Source organism: Veillonella denticariosi JCM 15641, from assembly GCF_002959855.1.
Lineage (GTDB): Bacteria > Bacillota > Negativicutes > Veillonellales > Veillonellaceae > Veillonella > Veillonella denticariosi.
Genome location: NZ_PPDB01000003.1, coordinates 524,761 through 545,383, shown reverse-complemented (window position 1 = coordinate 545,383; position 20,623 = coordinate 524,761). Strand labels below are relative to the sequence as shown.

17 protein-coding genes are annotated in these 20,623 nt (G+C 40.5%); all 17 read right to left on the bottom strand.

The genetic code is table 11. The annotated features are described in order from the left end of the window. Window positions 1-289 precede the first annotated feature (289 nt). Complete coding sequence (locus VEHSUH05_RS04905; RefSeq protein WP_105090905.1) at window positions 290-1,606, bottom strand: O-antigen polymerase; 1,317 nt, start codon at window positions 1,604-1,606, stop codon at window positions 290-292. Then, a complete protein-coding gene (locus VEHSUH05_RS04900; RefSeq protein ID WP_105090904.1) occupies window positions 1,596-2,258 on the bottom strand; it encodes a hypothetical protein in 663 nt (220 codons plus the stop codon). Before VEHSUH05_RS04900 ends, VEHSUH05_RS04905 begins: the two co-directional genes overlap by 11 nt. A gap of 29 nt (window positions 2,259-2,287) precedes the next feature. Then, window positions 2,288-3,532, bottom strand: coding sequence for a flippase (locus tag VEHSUH05_RS04895; RefSeq protein WP_105090903.1), 1,245 nt, complete (start codon window positions 3,530-3,532; stop codon window positions 2,288-2,290). Further along, entirely contained in the window at window positions 3,529-5,508 is a 1,980-nt protein-coding gene (locus tag VEHSUH05_RS04890) for a hypothetical protein (protein ID WP_105090902.1), read from the bottom strand. Before VEHSUH05_RS04890 ends, VEHSUH05_RS04895 begins: the two co-directional genes overlap by 4 nt. Before the next feature lie 12 nt (window positions 5,509-5,520). Then, window positions 5,521-6,672: a glycosyltransferase gene (locus tag VEHSUH05_RS04885; RefSeq protein WP_105090901.1), complete on the bottom strand. Its 1,152-nt coding sequence runs from the start codon at window positions 6,670-6,672 to the stop codon at window positions 5,521-5,523. A 13-nt stretch (window positions 6,673-6,685) separates the two neighbouring features. Further along, complete coding sequence (locus VEHSUH05_RS04880) at window positions 6,686-7,747, bottom strand: glycosyltransferase family 2 protein (protein WP_105090900.1); 1,062 nt, start codon at window positions 7,745-7,747, stop codon at window positions 6,686-6,688. A 2-nt stretch (window positions 7,748-7,749) separates the two neighbouring features. Beyond that, the gene (locus VEHSUH05_RS04875; RefSeq protein WP_105090899.1) at window positions 7,750-8,523 is read right to left on the bottom strand and encodes a DUF4422 domain-containing protein; all 774 of its coding nucleotides are present in this window, start codon (window positions 8,521-8,523) and stop codon (window positions 7,750-7,752) included. Between the two features lie 99 nt (window positions 8,524-8,622). Beyond that, window positions 8,623-9,720, bottom strand: coding sequence for a UDP-galactopyranose mutase (gene glf / locus VEHSUH05_RS04870; RefSeq protein ID WP_105090898.1), 1,098 nt, complete (start codon window positions 9,718-9,720; stop codon window positions 8,623-8,625). Beyond that, window positions 9,720-11,147 (bottom strand): undecaprenyl-phosphate galactose phosphotransferase WbaP, encoded by a 1,428-nt coding sequence (wbaP, locus tag VEHSUH05_RS04865; protein ID WP_105090897.1) that lies wholly within the window; start codon window positions 11,145-11,147, stop codon window positions 9,720-9,722. Before wbaP ends, glf begins: the two co-directional genes overlap by 1 nt. Window positions 11,148-11,330: 183 nt before the next feature. Continuing rightward, entirely contained in the window at window positions 11,331-12,494 is a 1,164-nt protein-coding gene (locus VEHSUH05_RS04860; protein ID WP_105090896.1) for a glycosyltransferase family 4 protein, read from the bottom strand. Window positions 12,495-12,514: 20 nt separating this feature from the next. Then, window positions 12,515-13,768: a PIG-L deacetylase family protein gene (locus VEHSUH05_RS04855; RefSeq protein WP_105090895.1), complete on the bottom strand. Its 1,254-nt coding sequence runs from the start codon at window positions 13,766-13,768 to the stop codon at window positions 12,515-12,517. Further along, window positions 13,738-14,709 (bottom strand): O-antigen ligase family protein, encoded by a 972-nt coding sequence (locus tag VEHSUH05_RS04850; RefSeq protein WP_170007097.1) that lies wholly within the window; start codon window positions 14,707-14,709, stop codon window positions 13,738-13,740. Before VEHSUH05_RS04850 ends, VEHSUH05_RS04855 begins: the two co-directional genes overlap by 31 nt. 425 nt (window positions 14,710-15,134) lie before the next feature. Beyond that, a complete protein-coding gene (locus VEHSUH05_RS04845) occupies window positions 15,135-16,160 on the bottom strand; it encodes a glycosyltransferase family 9 protein (protein WP_105090893.1) in 1,026 nt (341 codons plus the stop codon). A 25-nt stretch (window positions 16,161-16,185) separates the two neighbouring features. After that, window positions 16,186-17,358 (bottom strand): glycosyltransferase, encoded by a 1,173-nt coding sequence (locus VEHSUH05_RS04840; RefSeq protein WP_105090892.1) that lies wholly within the window; start codon window positions 17,356-17,358, stop codon window positions 16,186-16,188. A 94-nt stretch (window positions 17,359-17,452) separates the two neighbouring features. Further along, window positions 17,453-18,394, bottom strand: a complete 942-nt coding sequence (locus tag VEHSUH05_RS04835; protein ID WP_105090891.1) for a VirK/YbjX family protein — start codon at window positions 18,392-18,394, stop codon at window positions 17,453-17,455. Between the two features lie 253 nt (window positions 18,395-18,647). Then, window positions 18,648-19,775 (bottom strand): glycosyltransferase family protein, encoded by a 1,128-nt coding sequence (locus VEHSUH05_RS04830; RefSeq protein ID WP_105090890.1) that lies wholly within the window; start codon window positions 19,773-19,775, stop codon window positions 18,648-18,650. Window positions 19,776-19,863: 88 nt separating this feature from the next. Beyond that, on the bottom strand, window positions 19,864-20,622 hold the full coding sequence (locus VEHSUH05_RS04825) for a glycosyltransferase family 2 protein (RefSeq protein WP_105090889.1): 759 nt from the start codon (window positions 20,620-20,622) through the stop codon (window positions 19,864-19,866). Window position 20,623: the final 1 nt, after the last annotated feature.

Here is a 20,623-nt window from a genome sequence, read left to right as displayed (position 1 = left end):
TAAACCTTTGGGGGCGAAATATGCCGAGCCACCGGCGGCAAAATACGCCAAATCACTTGCGTGCGAAATATACCGAACCGTCAGGCACCTGCACACGGGGCATACTGTCGCATCTTACCTATAGTATACGATATGATGAAAGTTTATACTAGGTCAATACTAAAAACATGCTGAATCCTAAATTAATCCGTTAAAATGAAAGATATTGTAGGTTTATCATTCATATATAACTTATTGACACTATAGAAAGAAGGGGCTGGAACCGGATTGATCCTCAGCCACTGGTCTATTACGATTTTTGTTTATATAGCAGTTTAATCAGTATATATTGCAGTACGATTACATAAACGATTTGTGATCCGAAAAAATCGATAAAAATCCGATCGTCCACGTAAAATAGATATAGCGGATACACAAAGGTGGCGTAGGCCAATATCAATAGGATATTATTTCTTTGTCTGCATGTGTAGTACAGAATGCTGTAAATCAGAATAATCAGCAGTGCAAACAGATACATGCCGATAAACGAGAAATCATGATAATACCGCATCAGCGCCGTATATACATTGGTATCTATATTATTAAAATACGTAAAGAACAAGAAAATACTCGGCTTCGGCAGTGCAAATCCCAGCGTATTTAAGTTTCCATAAGGCCCTACAAACAGCGTTTGCCCGATTAACGTGGAGTCAGGCAGTTGATAGTGTAAGATGACATCAAATGCCGAAAGGGATATGCCTGCGTAGTGCGCCAGAATTTCAAAAGCTGATTTATCGGCGCTGACGCCTTTTCCGAATAATGTCCCCACGATAATAAATAGTAGAAAGAAACTCAAAAAGGAAACGCCCGCCGTCGTAAACAGCTTCTTCGCATATTCATAACCGTCGTATTTCCGATACAATGCATGACCCGTGACCGTAAATATAAAAATCACCAACGTTATAATTAAAATACGGCCCGTCGTTAAGTATACAAAAGGAAAGAAGAATAACAACGGTATCAAATACGATAAATTGCTCCATTGCCATCTTTTACATACAACGCGTTGAATAAACGCGAATAATGATATATACGTCAGTTGCTGCACCAGAATTTGATAATATGCCATCCAACGTGACAGCTGTACAGTTGAACTTTCAGCCATAATATAAGGCCGTATACTGCTGGCGATGCCCAGTATACCATTACGATTGCCCACCTTGGCGGCCAGTGTATACATCTCATGGCCCGCAAGTCCAACGATGACGAACAGCAGAACCCACATCATCACTTGACGATAGACAGGGATATATACATCATTAATCGTATGCAGTTGATTATCAACTTTCATAGGTATGGTCTGATTATCATGTAAACAATAGGCCACATACAAGGCCCCTGCGGTCATAACCATCTGTACCGTGATTAAAATCAATATCGTATCACCATGCATCGGCAATTTCCAACGATTAACCATGATGCTGCACAGTATACCGGCAATCGTCAGCGATGATTGTGTGGCGATAATTGGTGAAAGCAGATCGAAGTCCAGCACATACAGCGTCAGCATCAGCATGACGACAGACAGTAGCGATAATAACGAAAACCATAACAGGCTATCTACCATGACGATACTTCCTCACAGCCGTAACAGAGATCAATAAACTCATTACGAGAGAACCCAATACAAATCCTATAATGCCATATTTTACATATAAAAAGCCCTCTTCATGGTGTCGATCATCACCGAAAATGATTTCTTTGTGAATCACGCAAAGCGAATAATAGGGGCTCATTGCCTGCACATTGCGGTTTGCATAAGCGATATACTGATCGGTCAATCCATCTAGATGCGCTTTTACATATTCCTCATCTTGTATATCATTAGGATCAAACATAATGTACAGTTCATATAGTTTAGGATCATCGGAGTTGACAAAGATATGTTGCTGATACCATTTAAATTGGTTGATGGAATCCATCGTATCCCAGTTGGAATTAATCTTATTCCAGTCGATGGTATCGGATGTCTGTTTTATAAAGCCCACGATGTAACCCTGGGAATTAAGGACCCCCTTTATCTGAGTCTCCGGCTTCACTACCAGATTCGGAGTCTGATCATCTAATGCAAATATGACGGATGCATTAATAGGACCATGCACCATGACAGGTTTTACTAGAATTGTTCTGGTAATCATAATGGCAATGGCACAGACAATACCCACAAGAGCTATTTGCCACCATTTTCTTTTAAGTTCATTAATAATATACATATTCATATATCTTCTCAACTTTTCTCAAATGACTGTCATAAGAATCTAAAATCGCTGGCATTGACAAATTTGACGCATCGGTACAGTACATATATCTCGGTCAGCACCATCGTCAACGCCGCGCCATCAGCTTTCATATAATAAATCAACGGAAATACAATACACAAATCTAAAATAGCGGAATGAACTAAAACTGTAACGAATTCCTTCTGATGACCGAAGGATATCATTCCGAAAAGCCCGTAAATATTACTGGAAATCACGATGAGCGGTAAGAACGCCAGGATTTGTAATACCGATACGGAGTCTTCATAACTCGGTCCAAGAATATAATAAACCAACCATTGTGCTGTAATCAAGATGCCGATACACAATACGGATGTACCGGTACATAAAATGATGAAAGCCTTGCGTAAAATGGCTTTAGCCCGTTCTTTCGATTCCTTCGCCGCTTTGTTCACAAATGGATACAAAGCGTCCACAATCGGACTCAAGCCGCCTCTGAAAGCATCGATAATGCGATTCGCCGCACTATAGATACCCACGATATAGTCAGAGGTTAACAGCCCTAAAAAAACAATGGTAGACGTGGTGTACAAATTAATGGCAACCATAGAGCCGAAATAAGGAAGGCTATCTTTGATCGCGTCCTTGATATGACTCCATTTTACTCTGATCAATATATCGGGATATTCCTTAATAATAATCCCCCAGGAACACACCGCCGCAATAACGGTGGTAATGGATTGGAAAAAACCGGCCCATACGATATCATCCGCCGCTTTCACAAACAGGAAAATACCCGCCACCGATATAATCCGGCCCATAATACTGACAAATGTGATGTACCGCATTTTTTGTATACCTTGAAAGAACCATATCGGAAATAGTGCCGTCCCGATGACATTCAAGTAAATCGCGACGTATAGTAGAGCGTTAAACGTGAACCAATGAGAAAGCGCAACGAGCGCCAAGGCAAAAACCACCGTCAGAAGCAACAAAATAAAGAGTTTCGCCCCCATAATCGAGGTGAAATAAAAGCCCCGCTTGGGTCCTCTATCGTGACGAGCTATGCTTTTAGGGCCACTCAGATCGAAACCGAAATTGGATACCAGCAAAAAGTATTGAATGATACCCGTAGCAAACGCCAGTTCACCGAATCCGTCGACGTGTAACACGCGAACCAAATAAGGAAAGGTGATAAAACTGAGCACATATTGAAGCCCCTTCACGGTTAACAGGGATCCGATATTTTCCAACAATGACCAATTAACTTTCATCGTTTCCCCCACTTATCTCGCAAAATCAGCCTCAGTTGATTCCCCCGGCTCAACATTCGTAACAATATATTGGAATGACCGACAGCATGCATAAATCCTGCAGGCCATACACTGTTCTTGAAATCATCATATAATCGCTTCGGATTGGCTGCATACGATGATAATGTACCGCATTTTACCATCGGTTCAAAGGAATCAATATACACCGGATAAGAACCCCAGTATGTGAGGTCTTCATCGGTAGGATGTAAAACAAAGTAATTAAAATTAGTCATAATCGTATCTGTATCAATAGAGCCGTACCGAGTCATATCAACGGGGTAGCCCTTATAAAAATCTATCGCCCCTTGATGTAATTCCCGTAGACGAACTTTATAGCTATCCGGTATGGCATCATATTCATAGGCTTCCAGCACAGCCTCAACTGCACCATCTTCGGTACGCGTATATCCCAATGTCGTACCATGAGGAGCGGTAAAGAACACCTCTAAAAACATGTATCCCAGACGCAATGCCGTTTGCAGTTCATAGTTTTCGCTAATATCGATATACGATTCTGCCGGTTTAAGACTGTTTTGTAAGTACAGAGGAATCCACTCTATATCGATATGATTAATGCGGCTATACTGCTTTAACGCCTCTACAATCGTACCGGATCCCAAATCGACAATACCGATTTTTGTATACGTGCTGTATTGACGGATATAGTCATACAATAAAGCCCCCTGCTCCTGCGAGTTCATCATAACCCGATCTCGAACGCAGTCATATAAGGCCTGAATCCGACCATCCGTAGATAATTCCGCTCTGCTGAACGTATCGCTTTCCGACAGTCCCACGGAGCGGATGATATCCGCATCATACGGTATACCTAATCTGTTGAAAAACGTCGTCAATGTAATGCCGGACTGCCACGATTTGTAAAGATTTAAAATATCTTCCAGGGACTGCTGATATTGAAGCAGCGGAATCACAACAGAACGACGGGATAAATAGGAATAAAACGTGTCGATGCTATCTCGAACGGAATCGGAAATCTTTTGTAACACATAGCCGTCACGCGCTAAAAACAAAATGGAATCAAGATTATAGGATTTTCTTTGTTGCTCGACCCATTGCATAAAGCCCGTAACAATGGGACCGAATACATCAAAGCCCAATCGATACGCCAATGTATCAGTTACTTTCGATAATTCTGATACATCCGTTAGTGACAATGCTTCTACAGCATCTGATGGTTCCGCTATATTTGATGAGTTATATTTTGTAATAAACCCGTACAATAGCGAATAATTTAAATCGGACTTGGCCCTGGTCACATTTACATACTGCGTGCGATTGGCCGGTTTCACCAGATACGCATCCAAGCCTCGTGATTTAGACCGCTCTATATCGGCCTTTACGTCGTTGCCCACATGTAATACATCCTGCGGCTGTACCTGAATCTCATCCAATACGGCCGTAAATAATTCACCGGACTCATGTTTTGTTTTTCGATACATACAAGATGCAAACAATTTTTTATATCCAACAATATCATTATACGCCAATACGTCTGCAATCGTTGCATCCGTCAGATACATATCAGAAATGATATATACATCTTTTCCCTGCTGTAATGCATAGTGAAAAGCTTTCACAATAGGATCGTTAGGAAAGGTCAGATTGATTTCCAGTTCTATTTCTAAACTTTTACAAGCATCGGCTAAATCCTTACCGTATACATCAGCGAATACTTCGTATATTTCATCAAGCGTCACCTCTCTATACGGGTATGTTTTGCGAGCTTTCCTATCTGAAAGCTCCCGTTTTCGATAGAAATCAATAGATTCTACATGATTTCGTTTCTGATATTCCCGATCCACCAAATGCCATAGATCTCTATCGCGATATAAAACGCGATATATCAACGTATCGTACACGTCAAACGTAATGACGGAGTGTGCATCAATCGCTTGTTGTAATACTAAGTCCATACGTTCTCCCCACTACTTATTTACAAACTTATGATATGTGTCTATCAATAAATTCTCAACGCGTTTCGTTTCATGTTCAATGTCATAGCCGGCCGCTTTCAATTCATCGTATCGGCTTTGACGATGATTCCGTTTAGCCTCTATAACGGCTTGTGCCCATGTATCGATCCCCGCATCTAGTGAAATAAACCGCGTCGATGGCAACAAACTCAGTTCATGCGTAACTGTATCGGATAATAGTAACGGCAAATCCGATGCTTGTGCCTCGATACCGACAACGGTAAGGCCTTCAAAAAAGGATGGCATCACAAGCACATCCGCCGCCTGCATAATGCGATTCACATCATCTCGTCGCCCCAACAGGCGAACCGCATCATGTAAACCATATTCATCAATTTTTCGCCTTACTTCAGATAGATAAACGCTTTCCTCCGTCGTATCCCCCACCAGCAGTAAAACAGAGTCTGGATGAATACGATGAACCTCTCTGACTATATCTAATAAAAAAGTGTGATTCTTCTGGTAAGAAAAACGCCCTACATGCAATAAGGTCAACGTCCGATCCAAACCCAACGACTGACGCATCGCCTTCCGAACGGAATCATCTGCATCATACTTATGAATATCGATGGCATTATAAATGACATGATACGGCTTGTTGACGAACATCCACTGACCGGCGAAACGACTGCAGGCGAAGCGCAAATTAGCACTCCAGGACAATAATTTCTTATTCATCCCTACCAGCAGCCTTCGCGCTAACCCCTGTTTATTTTCAAAGCCCGAATTATGACTGTGGATGACACGAACGGGAATATGAAACAATTTTCCCAATACGAGAGGAAACACGTATTCCAAGCTGTTCGTATTTAATACGACGGCATCATAAACGCCTCTATTTTTAAATGCGATAGTGAGCCATTGCCAATAATGCAATAAGGGATTTTTATGCCTAGAAACAACCTTAAAAATCTTACTGCCCGCACCTAGTATTTCATCTTCATAACATATGGCATATTCACCGGTAATGTTGACAAAATCATAGGTGATCCGACTCGTATCCAAATGTCGAAACTGCTCAATCAGATATGTTTCAATACCGCCCAAATTACGTGTCATCCCCACTTGTAACACACGTAATCCTTTATGTTCCCGATTTGTCATAATAACGCTCTTTCTAACTCGATTTAATCTTAGCAAATAATCCCTTACAACGATGACGTACAAACGAGATGCCCTCGGTACATAAAATAACGGCTGCAGTGCATCTGTACTTCAACAGCACTGATAATACGCCGATCAGAGATAGTCCGCTGCACATATGTTTCTGCATCGCTTTAAACAGGGAATCCCTCCATAACAATTGAAGCCATTTATATGTTTCAAAAATGGACGCCCCCATTCGTTCCAATGAGGAATACATATATTTGACATATAACCGGCTCAATAATTGAAAACAAGCATTATCGTCAATGTCGGCAGTCTGCATATACTCATAAATGGTTTGAACCTTTAATCGATACATTTCATAATACTTCGATTCCCGTTTTTTCGATAAGCTGGACTTATCAAAATCCAATATATAATGATAATACACGTCGGGAATCGTCCCCATAGACTTGGCCTGTGTGAGGTATTCAAAGGAAAACATAAAGTCTTCCATGATATATCGTTCGGAAAAACGTATATTATGAGCGGTGATGATCGACCGTCTGTAAAAGCCGTTCCAAACATAGCCGAACAACGGAATATATTCCATTTCAAGTACCATTCGTAAGATATCGGTTTTGCTTTCAGATATAAAAGGCACCACATCATTTATCTTATCCCTGATACTGAGATTATGCTCGATATAATGTTCAATAGCCCCATATTTCCATATTTCAACCTGCGGATAACGCTGACGATAATCAAAAAATGATTGCAATATGTTCTCACCATAATAATCATCAGAATCCATAAAGGTCACAAATTCACCACGTGCCAACAATAAGCCCTGATTACGGGCCTCGCATACGCCACCGTTGGAAATATGGCGGATGACAACTGTCATGTCGGGATACGTAGACACCAATGCATCCAAAATCTCACCGGTTCTATCCGTAGAACCGTCATCAATGATGATCAATTCATACTGTGACCGGTCAACAGTCTGGGAATATACACTTTGAACGAGGCGCTCGATGGTCGTCTCCGCATTATAAGCGGCAACGATGATAGATACTACCGGATTCATCATGATTACCTGACCTTATTCGTATAACCGAATTTACGTAATATAAAGGCTGAGCCCTTTTTCAACCAATTCTGCGGCTCCATAAAGGACACATTTTGTTCCTTGTACTCAATATGATTCGCTTCAAGCCACACATCGAGCAGAATTTCGCTGACAAACCCGAAAATGCGCGATTCGTACACATCATAACCGGAAATGTCTACACGCTTTTCGAGCTCCTCCAATATGGAGAACATCCACTCACAATACTGATTGTATAGGTCTCGACGCATCACAAACATATTGAACATGTGCGCCCAGGTACGATTACAGACCGTTGTGAAAGCAGCACTATATTCAGGATATTTCTCGGCGATGATCTGTTCCGCTATATCAAGCCCCTCCGTATGATGAGCGTGATTGTAATGTGAACGATTCGATTCAACATAGTATTTGCGCTTATCCGCTACCACTACAGGATATTGTGAAAGTAAACCTTCCCATTCCGCACCGGTTAGGATCTGATTCTTTTTATCCTCTACAGAGCGCACCTCTTTACGCGTAAAATACCGTCTGTAATGAACAAGCCCTACATAATCTGCATCAAGATTCTTCCACGCCCAATATAATGCTGTCAATTCACAATAATTAGGATTTTTCAGCGAAATATTATCCCCTGTATTGTCACCTACATATCCTAAATCAGCTTTTCCTTCACGCCCAACATGAATTGGCATATATACGTGATCTTCAGGCATCCAATATTGCTTATGTGTGGCTACTAATATTTTTATATTCACTATTTCACTCCTTACATAAGCTATGCACGCTTTCCCCTAACCCCTTGTACTGCTCTTGCAGCATATGAAATCGTACTCATAGCACATAATAATACACCATTAAACCAATTCTCTTTCAACCAGTGACAACGCACTCGCAATGACCTTATCCATATCGTAATATTTATATTCCCCTAAGCGGCCTCCAAAGATTACCTTCGTCTCCGCTTCGGCTTTTTTTACGTACTTAGCATATAAATCTAAATTCTTTACATCATTTACGGGATAATACGCCTCTTCGCCTATTGTCCAGTCTTTCGGATACTCTTTCGTCACATAGGTAACCTGCTGCGTGCCGAACTCAAAATGCTTATGTTCAATGATACGAGTATACGGAATATCCGCCTCCGTATAATTCACAACGGCCACGCCCTGATGATTGGCTTCCTCCAGACATTCCGTTTCAAAATGAAGACCTCTATATTCCAATACCCCTTCGGAATAACCGAAATATTCATCGATAGGTCCCGTATAAATAATTTTATTCGCCATAGCTTCATATTCATCGCGATGTTCAAGGAAATCTACACCCAATCGCACCTCGATACCGTCCAGCATGCGCTCAATCATCTTCGTATAACCGCCCACGGGAATCCCCTGGTAACGGTCATTGAAATAATTGTTATCATACGTATAGCGAACGGGTAATCGTTTAATGATGAAAGCAGGCAATTCCGTGCATTTACGGCCCCATTGTTTCTCCGTATAACCCTTGATGAGCTTTTCATAAATATCCGTACCAACAAGGCTGATAGCCTGTTCCTCAAGGTTCTTCGGTTCACCCGTAATTACCTGACGCTGCTTCGTAATGATCGCCTCCGCCTCTTTTGGCGTGCGTATGTTCCACATCTTGGAGAATGTATTCATGTTGAACGGCAAATTGTACATCTCACCCTTATAATTCGCCACAGGGCTGTTCACATAGTGATTGAACTCGGTAAACCGGTTTACATATTCCCACACATGCTTCATTGATGTATGAAAGATATGGGCACCATATACATGAATATTGATATCATCTTTGCTTTCACAATATAGATTACCTGCTATGTGATTGCGTCGATCGATGACGAGAACAGACTTACCGCGCTTGTGCGCCTCATGAGCAAATACGGCACCGAACGGGCCTGCCCCTACTACTAAATAATCGTATGTCATTAATACGCGCCCTTTCCCTTCACAACGGCCAATACCGTTTTTATCAAATATACAATATCAATCCACACGGACCAGTTATGCACATACCAGGAATCCATGAGAACTCGTTCTTCATAGGTCGTATCACTGCGACCGCTAACCTGCCACACACCGGTAATGCCGGGCGGCACAAGGTAAAAGTCGTTGATATAGTCGCCATACTTTTCAACCTCCGCCTGCACGATCGGCCGCGGTCCCACAAGGCTCATATCGCCCATGAGAACATTCCACAGCTGCGGCAGTTCATCGAGGCTGGTCTTACGTAAAAATTTACCGATTTTCGTAACCCGCGGATCGTCCTTCAACTTGAAGTCCCGCTCCCATTCTTCGCGAGCTTCCGGATGTTCCTTTAAATAAATTTCCAACGCTTCCTGCGCATTGGGAACCATGGATCTGAATTTATAGCAGAAAAATTCCTTGCCGCCCTGACCGACCCGTTTATGGCCGAACACGATAGGTCCCGGAGAGTCAAGATAAATCAGCACCGCCACGATTGCGATAATCGGCAAGATCAAGATGCCGCCGCACACGGTGGCCACAATATCAAAAATGCGTTTCATAATGCGGTTGGACTTACGAGCTAAATTGTTCTGCACCCGCAATACGACAGCCTGTTCCTCCATCATGCCGCGAGCCGAAATATTGCTGGCCGGCAATCCGAACAGCTCCGGTACAAAGGCTACACGCTTAACAAGCAACTGTAGCCGATTCACCAGAGACACCAGTTTCTTTGACTCGAGACCGGGAGCGCAGATAAGAACCGTTTGAACCCCCGTGTCCTTAATGACGTCTTCTACATCATCGAATACACCGAAACATTCATATTCCGCCGCTATACTGACTGATTTCGGATTATCGTCCACAAAACCGATAATCTTATATGTGGAAATCGGCATGCGATCAAACGCTTTTTTTACGAGCTCCGCCGTCTTGCCGGCACCGACCAGTAGCACAGGAATACTTAAATACCCCAAATAGGATAAAACTTTACCAACAGAAAATCTAAATAGATATACAAACAGTAAGATGCATATATACGAAAATCCGACAAACAATCTTGATACGTCATTTGTGACATGCCCCGTATACATCAGCACGATAGACACCACAACACTGATGGTGATACTGCGGAAAATGGCCTTGATTGTATCCCAATACGGTGCGGCTACGGAATATGCGTTATTCAACAGCAAAACAAATAGAAAGATAGCAGGAATAACAGCATATACATAGATATCTTCCATCTTAAAATTAGATTGAAGCGGTATGTGTGTAAACGATAAGCGCAGATAATACGCACTCAAGATCCCCAATACGATGCCTATATAATCAAAACAGGCTAATATAAATTTACTGATTACTAAGTGATAGTTTTTATAATTCCCCATTTATAAAACCTCAGATAATAATAAAAGGCTGTTTTCTCCACTAACACTCAGTAAGAAAACAACCTTCTCTCTATAAAACCAGAATATACTAACAATTATCCACATTGTACCATATTTAGCGGCATAAAACCATGAAGAATGTTGATTTTATCAACACTTATCAAATCTAAATCAATATTATTTTTAAGGTTTCACTTTTAACATATCAATGGGTACTTTTCTCTGATTTGTTACGGTCAACTCCATTTCCTTAGATACTACATCGTAGGAACAATATGTCTTAACATATTCTGAAGCTCTACGACCTAACTCATATCTCAATAAGGAATTATCAAATAACTTAGAAATATATTTGACATAGGAATCCACATCTGTTGTAGAGACCCGATATCCTGTACGATCATTAATAATTAAATCATTACAACCACCAATATCAGAGCATACAGTCGGTAAACCGCTACTCATAACCTCCAATAAAGAGGTAGGCAATCCTTCATGTTCAGATGGGAATATATACACGTCAGCTAAACGATGATAATATTCTACGTAATCGACTTCACCGGTTACGATAATTGAATTATCACATTCTAAACTTACCTGTCGCGCTTGATCCAACAAATAATTTTCTCCACCACCAACAATATAAAAAGTAGCTTTAGGATATTTTATATGTAATTTTTTCCAGACATCCAAAGCAACCAAAATTCCTTTATTCTTGGCTACGCGTGCACAAAACAATAAAACGGGTTCACTGGAATCAAGGTGAACATTACATTTAGCTACTTCCCGTTCCACAGATTTCACATATTGATAGCGATGCACATCAATACCATGAGGAATAATAGAAATTTTTCTCCTATCAATATGCCCTAATGATATAAATCCATCATAAATCTCATGCGTCGTCGCAATATATTGATCACATGATGAAAACAGTCTATTTCTGAAAGATGTATCCTTTCGAAATAATTCCGCCTTACCCGTCAATGCTAATGTAACCGGTTTCCCTGTTAATTTTGCATATGCAATAGCCCAAACGGAAAACTTCGGGGTCCCAATGATATAAAAAGCATCTATATTGCGATGGGTCGTAACCAAACACATTAAGATTTCAAACCATCGTATAGAGCCATGCAATCGGACTAAATCAATACATCCATCATACAATTCTCTAAATTTAGTAAACCAATATTTTTTCTTTGCCATAATCGTTACATGGTGCCCCAGACGAATTAATTCCTTGGCGTGATTTAATCCATGTCGTTCTCCACCACTTTGATTCGGCATTCCCGATTTATCAAATTTCTTCCCTATTGCAAAATCTTTAATCAATAAAACAACATTCATATCTCCCTCCATAATATGATTTATTTGTTACGCATCAATTTTCGAATTTCTTTGTATGCACGTTTACGATAATGATGATCTAGCGAATATTTAATTTTATTTATTATGTAATCATATACAAATCGTATCCAGTAAAAGTATGATTTTTTATGTATATAACTTTCACAGAATACAGCCGGATTATTAGCCAATACACAACGTACACAAACCGTCGTCAAATTATGATTCAACATATATGTATGTATAGAATAATAAGAACCGTTTTCTATAATATCTCCATTACAATACCATATAATTTTATCATCTATAGATGATAACTCACACCCTCCAGTTTCATAACCATAATATACAGAAACTACCGGATTTAATTCTCCTCCATAAATATACCAATCATAGGCAAAATGATTATCAATCATGATTTGTAAATATTCATTTTTATATTGTAAATTTCTCTCAGGTCCTCTAAGCCAATACACCTGATCACTGTTAATAAGACGTGTACTACGCCGATAAGCCGCTTGTGATATATGACAACCTAATCCAAGATACAATGGATTCTTAACTAATCGTTTATGTCTACAAGACAACGGTACGGGAATACGAATCCGTTTATCCCATTGAAGATTTTCGCTAGGTGTTGTCAGATACTCAGGATGGGCAAAAGGATTCATTTTTGTGGAATACCAATGCGGTGCCCACCAATCTTCGATTGATTCATATGCCGTGCCATAGGCAAATGCCGTATATAATCGAGTAGTAGAGCCTTTAGACCATAAGCTTTCCATGACAGATAATACACAGCTTTCACATTGCCGATGATCACGATGCGAATCAAAGCCTGTACAAATAATAGCGTCAGGACGAATCATTTCTATTAAATTACGTATATCCTGTAACAATGTATTCCACGATATCTGACGGTCTCTGTAAATAAATACCGAATCTTGATGTTCATAGACTGACATCTCATCAGAGCCACAGTCCGGATAATCTAAAAAGTGGATATTCTCTTTTGATATCCCCATATACAAAGCAGCTTGTATAGCTTCATTATTACGCAACGGAACAGCATAATCCCAATCACCATTCGTCATATATGCAATATGTACATCCAGGCCTTCTGCTACTGCACCGATTATGGTACTACCCGCCGTATTAATCTCATCATCCTGATGAGGTACAAGAATCAGCAGTCGCCTACCCCCAAAAAAAGAAAGATAAGAAAAACTGCTGTCAAACTGTTTTATGATTCGCTTCTCTTTATGCTGCCACATACGAGCCCCATAGTTCCACATAATATATGCATAACGAACTTATTTGTAATGCCGGAATCGACTTGTCCGTGAATCATAATCGCGCTCCACATCCAAATCATAATAGGCAATAAAATATTTTGAGGATTTTTATACATTTGCTTTACAAAATATAATAGTATGCCTATTGAAAATATGATATACGCAATACCTCCGATTAATCCTGTTGTTGAGAAAAAATATACCGTATTATTATGAGGCATAGGTATATTTCGTTCTTTCGCCTCCTCAAAACAATACGTTTCTTCGTATTGTTTCTGCCATTGATCGAATCCAACACCTAAAAAAGGGTAATCCTTCCACATATTATAAGAGGATTGCCACATCAGCAGCCTCTCTCCATCATACTCTCTGGAAAACTCCGTTTCCTTATCAAACCGCTGCATCACGTTTTCTTTAGGTAACTCTATAACTAGGGATGCTTGTACCGTATTGGACGGCAATATGGATCTCATGTTAGAATCAACGACTTTATTAAAAGCAAAAAAGCCCCCCACAACGGTCAAGATACTCAACATAATTACAAATATATATCTTATATATCGTTTTATCGAAATAACACTATACAATATAATTACAAATAATCCGCCGCCGACAAATCCCGACATCGCCCCTCGAGAAAAAGAGCCTATAAAGGGTATCACCGAAACTAAAAGTGTTATCGTTTGAAGGATAAGTGAATACAAGTATATCTTCTCATGAGATGTTTTCCATTTATAAAACAACCATAGACATCCCAAGATAATGACAGGTAAGATTTGCTCAACAATCTGTCCGTAATCATTAGGTCCCACAAACATACTCGTCACACGCCACTGTTCCTTTTGAATCCCCACTAAGACGTCTATAATCTGCAACCAACCTTTAGCGGATAATATCAATAAAGCAATGCTGGATCCCATGAAAAATGCCAACTCGGCTTTATCTTTTACATAACTATAAAATAACGGAATAAAAGGAAAAGCCCAATATATATATTTCCATGTGCTATGAATCGTGCTTCCCCCGTGATATACCGCAGATATCAAGAGAGCACAAAAAAATAATCCGAATAATTTTAAAATCACTTTCGGCGGCATCATAGACCTTATAATCATGGGCTGCTTATTTTTTATATTAAAATACCGATATAGTTCAAAGATTATCAAAATCGCCAGCGAAATACTATAGCCTGCATTAAAACTGCTGACCATCAAAAAAATCGTGAATAGCAGTAGACATGACGACTGTATATTATCTAACCGTTCTATATTCAATGTTTGACTCCCCATATTAACCCCACATGACTTATATCTTTAATGTCTCCCCCAATAAGTCTTCTAATTAATTATACACTATTCCTATTTTCTAAATATTCCAATACATTGTACACCATATAAGGTGTAATATTTCTTATATCCGACCAGTCTTCCTGATTGACCAACGGCATCGGCTCTCCATATACCTTGTAAGAATCATCGCCTAAATAAATAGGATAACAATGATGTTTAGGGGCCCAACGAGACGGTAAATCCTTGTTAAATAAAGGAATCACCGTCTGCCCCAATGCGGCCGATACATGCATAGGACCGCTATCTACACTTATATGACAAGTCGAATATCCTATGAGCGCGACTAACTCCGCAAAGCTCGTCCGATTTATCACATTATATGGTACATCCTGCAATCTATCATTATTTTCTTTTGTTATACCCGCTACAATGACAGGCATATTGTATTTCGCTTTTACCAATTCAATGAATTCATAGATATAATCGACCGGCCAATCCCGTTCATATCGACTGCTGTACGGTGTCAAAAGTATAAAGGGATGATGTAAATCTACACCAAACTGCTTACACCTGTCATATATAGCCTGTTTTTCTTCGTCGGTCGGCATGGAAACATCAGGATGTGTCATATCACCCGGAATCTCAATATGCAACGCTTCCGCAAACAGCAGTGCATTCGTTTCCGCCGCATATCTCGTCTCGCGCATCACATCATGTGTCAATGTTTGCGTCAATAATCGGCTGATTGGATTACTGAGTCTCGATTTCCCTATCCGTTCAGAAATCCCGAAAATATATGCAAAGGGTAAAAGGTGCGGTTGCCAGTCGGTAAAAACAGCCACATCCTGCCCATATAAATCTTCCAATGCGCGAAATCGCGACAAAAAGATACCACGTCTAACGCCGATAACATGATCGATCCAGGGTATTCGATTAATCACATCTACCGTCTGTTGTTTCGTCAGAATCGTCAATTCATAATTCGGATGTAATTCCTTTATACGCCGCAATGCGGGCGTAAACATGATCAAATCCCCTACACCACCGCCGGTAGTGATAAATATTTTTTTTCTATCTGTCATGGCTTATCTCCCGAAAAGTCTTTTATTATTTCCCTACATTTAATAACAATGACTCCCATTGATCCCAAATGAGTTCCGGTGCATATTGTTTCATTGATTCCCTCGCCTGCATACCCATCCAGATTCGCAGCTCTCGATCTCCCATCAATCGATTCAAAGCCATTGTCAGCGGTGCAACACCGTCATCGCAAAGTATCCCGTTCACGCCATCTACAATGAGTTCATTCACCGCGGAGCAGCTCTTATACCCTATCGCAGGTAGTCCCATGCTCATGGCTTCCCCCAACGATAAACCGAACCCTTCGTATGCGCTGGGAAACACAAATAAATCGCCTTGCGTAAGAACACTCGGTATATCCTTCGTAGTTCCCATAAAGCGGATGCGTTCCTGCAGACCTTCTCTAACTACGATACGATCCAGTTCTTTTTTATAAATTTTGCGATCTTCCTGCCCCCAAATTTCCACATCCCAATCGGGATACCGTTTTGCTAATGGAGCAAATGCCTCCAGCAGCAGATGAGGACGTTTATGATTTTTATCTAACCGTGCAACAAACAGAATCTTATATCTATTCTTGTCAGCCCTTAAATCCGCCTGTTCATCATATTGTGGAATCGCATTACCGATGACGACGATACGCGCATCCGGTATATGATTTTTAATATGATCCCCAAAGGACGGCAATAGCACTTGATTTATCGTGCTTTTTTCAACAGCGGATATCTCCTCTATCGGATAAATGTGAAAGTAATCCTCCGGATCCCCATGACTCATCGTAATAACAGGAGTCGTGACACCTAAATCGAGCAATAAAGCCTTAGCGGCGGCCGGTTGAAACGATACAATCACATCCGGCTTCGTCCGTTCCAATACGGACCGTAAATTATCCAGTAAATAATTTGATGTAAACTCATTATTTACGCCACGAGCCTTACGAGTATCGACTGAACGTAGTAGCTCGCGCTTCAGCTTATACCACAGAGGGATCTTTATAGACTGACCCTCATAATGACATAAATCATAGGTCCTCACCGCCATATCGATAGGATAGTAAAACTGCCCCTTCTTAACATCACTATAGACAAGGCTTACTTCGTGACCGCGATGATGCATTTCATTGGCAAAAGCCGCCGTCACCTTTGCTAATCCGCCCGTATCTCCTACCATTTTCGTCAAGTTTGCTAATAATATACGCATATAATTCCCCTATTTAATCATTTCCTATGCTTAAATATAACAACTCAACTCTCTGTACACAAATTGTATACTCACGCTAATTACTGATTGAAACCTACTGGTTATTATTTAATAAATACGGTTTCAAATTATCCCTGATTTGAACCTCATATGAATCCAATAATCCGTAACGCTTTCTATATTGACTGCGTTTTTGTGATTTGATCTCTTCAATGGGCTTACGATATTCCTCTAAAGGGATCTTATAAAAGCGTGAATCCTCGGTTATAACGCCGCCGATATCCTCCCATAACGGATCAAGTTCAGCGACCTTCGCTTTATGACCGCGAACCATATGCGTGTTAGCATAAAAACCTTCATCCGACACGGCATACATGGATTCAACCTTACAATATTTCGCCAATTCCCGAACCAAAAAGATAATAAAATTTTTCGGTCTGTACCCAAACATTTTTTTCGTAATATGCTTGGCATTCTCTAAACCGTCTTTATAGCCCTGAACGGTCCCGATCCATAGAGCCGGCTCTCCATTTAAGCCTTTCCCCAGACGAATATTCGCATGATAAACACCTTCATCACCGAGCTTCAATAGAATCGTAAATAAGCCCTCTTTACGCTGCCCTGTCATAAAATTAAGATGAGCCGTCATATGTAACGATTCATCTTGCCACAATAGGATTCCCTGTTTCAACGCTTCCGGCTTTGCGTCATCCGGACTGTATAACATGGCAATCGTTTCCGGCGTGAAAACGCTTTCCAACGCTGTAAAATGGTTCTTCACCGCATCAATTCGCTCGCGCAAGGTGGACTCTTTAAATAAAAAGATACGGCTCATCAGCTCATAAAGACCTTCCTGTTTATCCAGGATATGAGCGTCAGGCTTATAATTTTGAAAGAAGTCTTTATACTCCATGATTTCCCGCTTATGAAAAACAGTACGCAAAAAATGGAGGATTACGCGACGCGTTTCACGCCAGCTCTTTTTTCCGTAAATAGCACGGCCATTACTCCATTGACCTTTAATATATTGAAACATACACGCTCCTTACGATTACTTTATACTATATGCATGTATCTCAAATATAGCATCGTATAAGATATAGTACGTATAGCTTTCTTAAGATACAGATTTTTCTATTTATTTTCCTATTTACTGATATGATTAATAATTTATCTACAATACTATCTCATCTATAACTATTTATTATCTATGATGATATCATCTATAATAAATAACGATGTATTCATAATAAATGCGGATATATTATATACCGATATATTCGTTAAATTTATGTCTCTAACATTGATTGTATCATACGCCTATGGCTATATGTTTCATTAGCCCGTTGTAATCCTTCCTGATAAACGGAAGGATTTTCTATCATTTGATTAACGAAGCGCTCTAATCCGCGTCGAATTGTATCAACGTCGGAAACATCAATGCTTTCACCGACACGATACTGTTGCAACACCTCGGGATTAATTTCAGGGGACACGAGAACCGGTTTATTGAATCCGATCGCCGTAAACAACATGGCACTCCAATGATAACGATAACGCTCAGCACCATAGGGCATCAAAATAGCATCGACATCCAGTAGCGCCCGGTCCCATTCAGGACCGATCAAGTTCGCATGCAGAAAGGTCAGCCCTTCTACATCGGCATAACTGCGGGCAATGGAATCAAATAACTCCCCATCCTCCGGTTTTGCCGTAGCCCCTTGCACCAATAGTTCCACGGGCCCTTTAAAAGTAGCACCTTTAAAAGCATCCAGCAACGGAATAATATTTTTCTCTTTTCTAAATTGCCCAAAAAAACCCAATCGCAACGGATGATGAATCGTAAAAGCCTGTCTTTCCTCTATGGACGGCGTAAATACAGGCGGTGCAACAGCTCGCACACGCGGCAAATCGGAGCGCAGCATATCGTCACGCAAGGTAATGACATCTAAATAAATATTCTCATATCGACCCGCCCGTTCCGCCTGTGTGAGAAATCTCCTGTTTTCACCTTTACCGATACCATGAAAAATAAGATGTATCGGCACCGCCGCATTTTTTAAGGATGTATCTAAAAGAGCTTTCACATAACGATATGTCGCCGTAGGAATGATGAGGGCATCACAATTATGGTCCGTTAATTTTCGCGCAGCCGCTCTGAACCAGGCGCGACGGCGTTTTTCCCGAAGCAGTGATAGAAACGGCTTTTTCCACTTGGCAGCCCCTGCATAGGTAACCACCTCTCCGCCATCAAGATATATTACATCTACACCGTAATCGACCTTAAATTTAAAATTCTCAGGTACCATCAATACAGGCTCATGACCTTGGCGTTTCAATTCATTAATAATGATGCGATCAAATTCCACCTCATGACCGGCTGGCATAATGATGCTTTCCAAAATAGCGACACGCATTGATGTGATCCTCTCTTACGAATTATATAACTCCAGGAATATAAATGAAAGATATAATTATCGTCATATTTATAATTTCATCTACTGATTATAGCTTCCCCTTTGACTTCAACAAATAATAGAGTTTTACATATTTAATCATCGTATAAAAATAATGATTTACGGATAAAATGAAACCCAGCTTTCCATCTAAAAAGCCCTTATCCAACACATAGACCTTAAAAAATGCCCACTGAGGACGCAAAAGTATATCCTTAACGAACGAACAGGACTTACCGGCATCTCTATATTTTTCAGCAGCCAACGTTGTATAGTTATTGAATTTATTGAAATATTGATGCCAGTTATCATAGGTGTAATGATACATGGGACCCGTCAATTTAGCTTCTTCATAAGGAGTAATAATAGCCGGATGTACATATCCTTCGACATAACTTCCTTCAGCAGGCATCAAGCGCAATACATAATCGGGACGCAATACACCATGCGTCGCCTCATTATGGTGAAAGCGATTTCTACGTTGTATCCAATATGCTTTTGGCTCATCCCGCTTTACTGCGGCAATAATTTCTCGCCCCAGTTCCGGTGAAATGCGCTCATCAGCATCGAGAAAAAGAATCCATTTTGACTTAGCCTCTTTAATAGCAAAGGTCTGCTGTCCGCCCCAGTCACCATTCATGGCGTGCTGTATCACACGGGCCCCCATAGAACGTGCTATATCAGGCGTCGCATCGGAACTGAAATCGTCGATAACCAATACTTCATCAGCGAACGTTACCGTTGCAATGCAATCCCTGATATTCTGCTCTTCATTTTTCGCCAGAATTATAACTGTTAATGTCGCCATA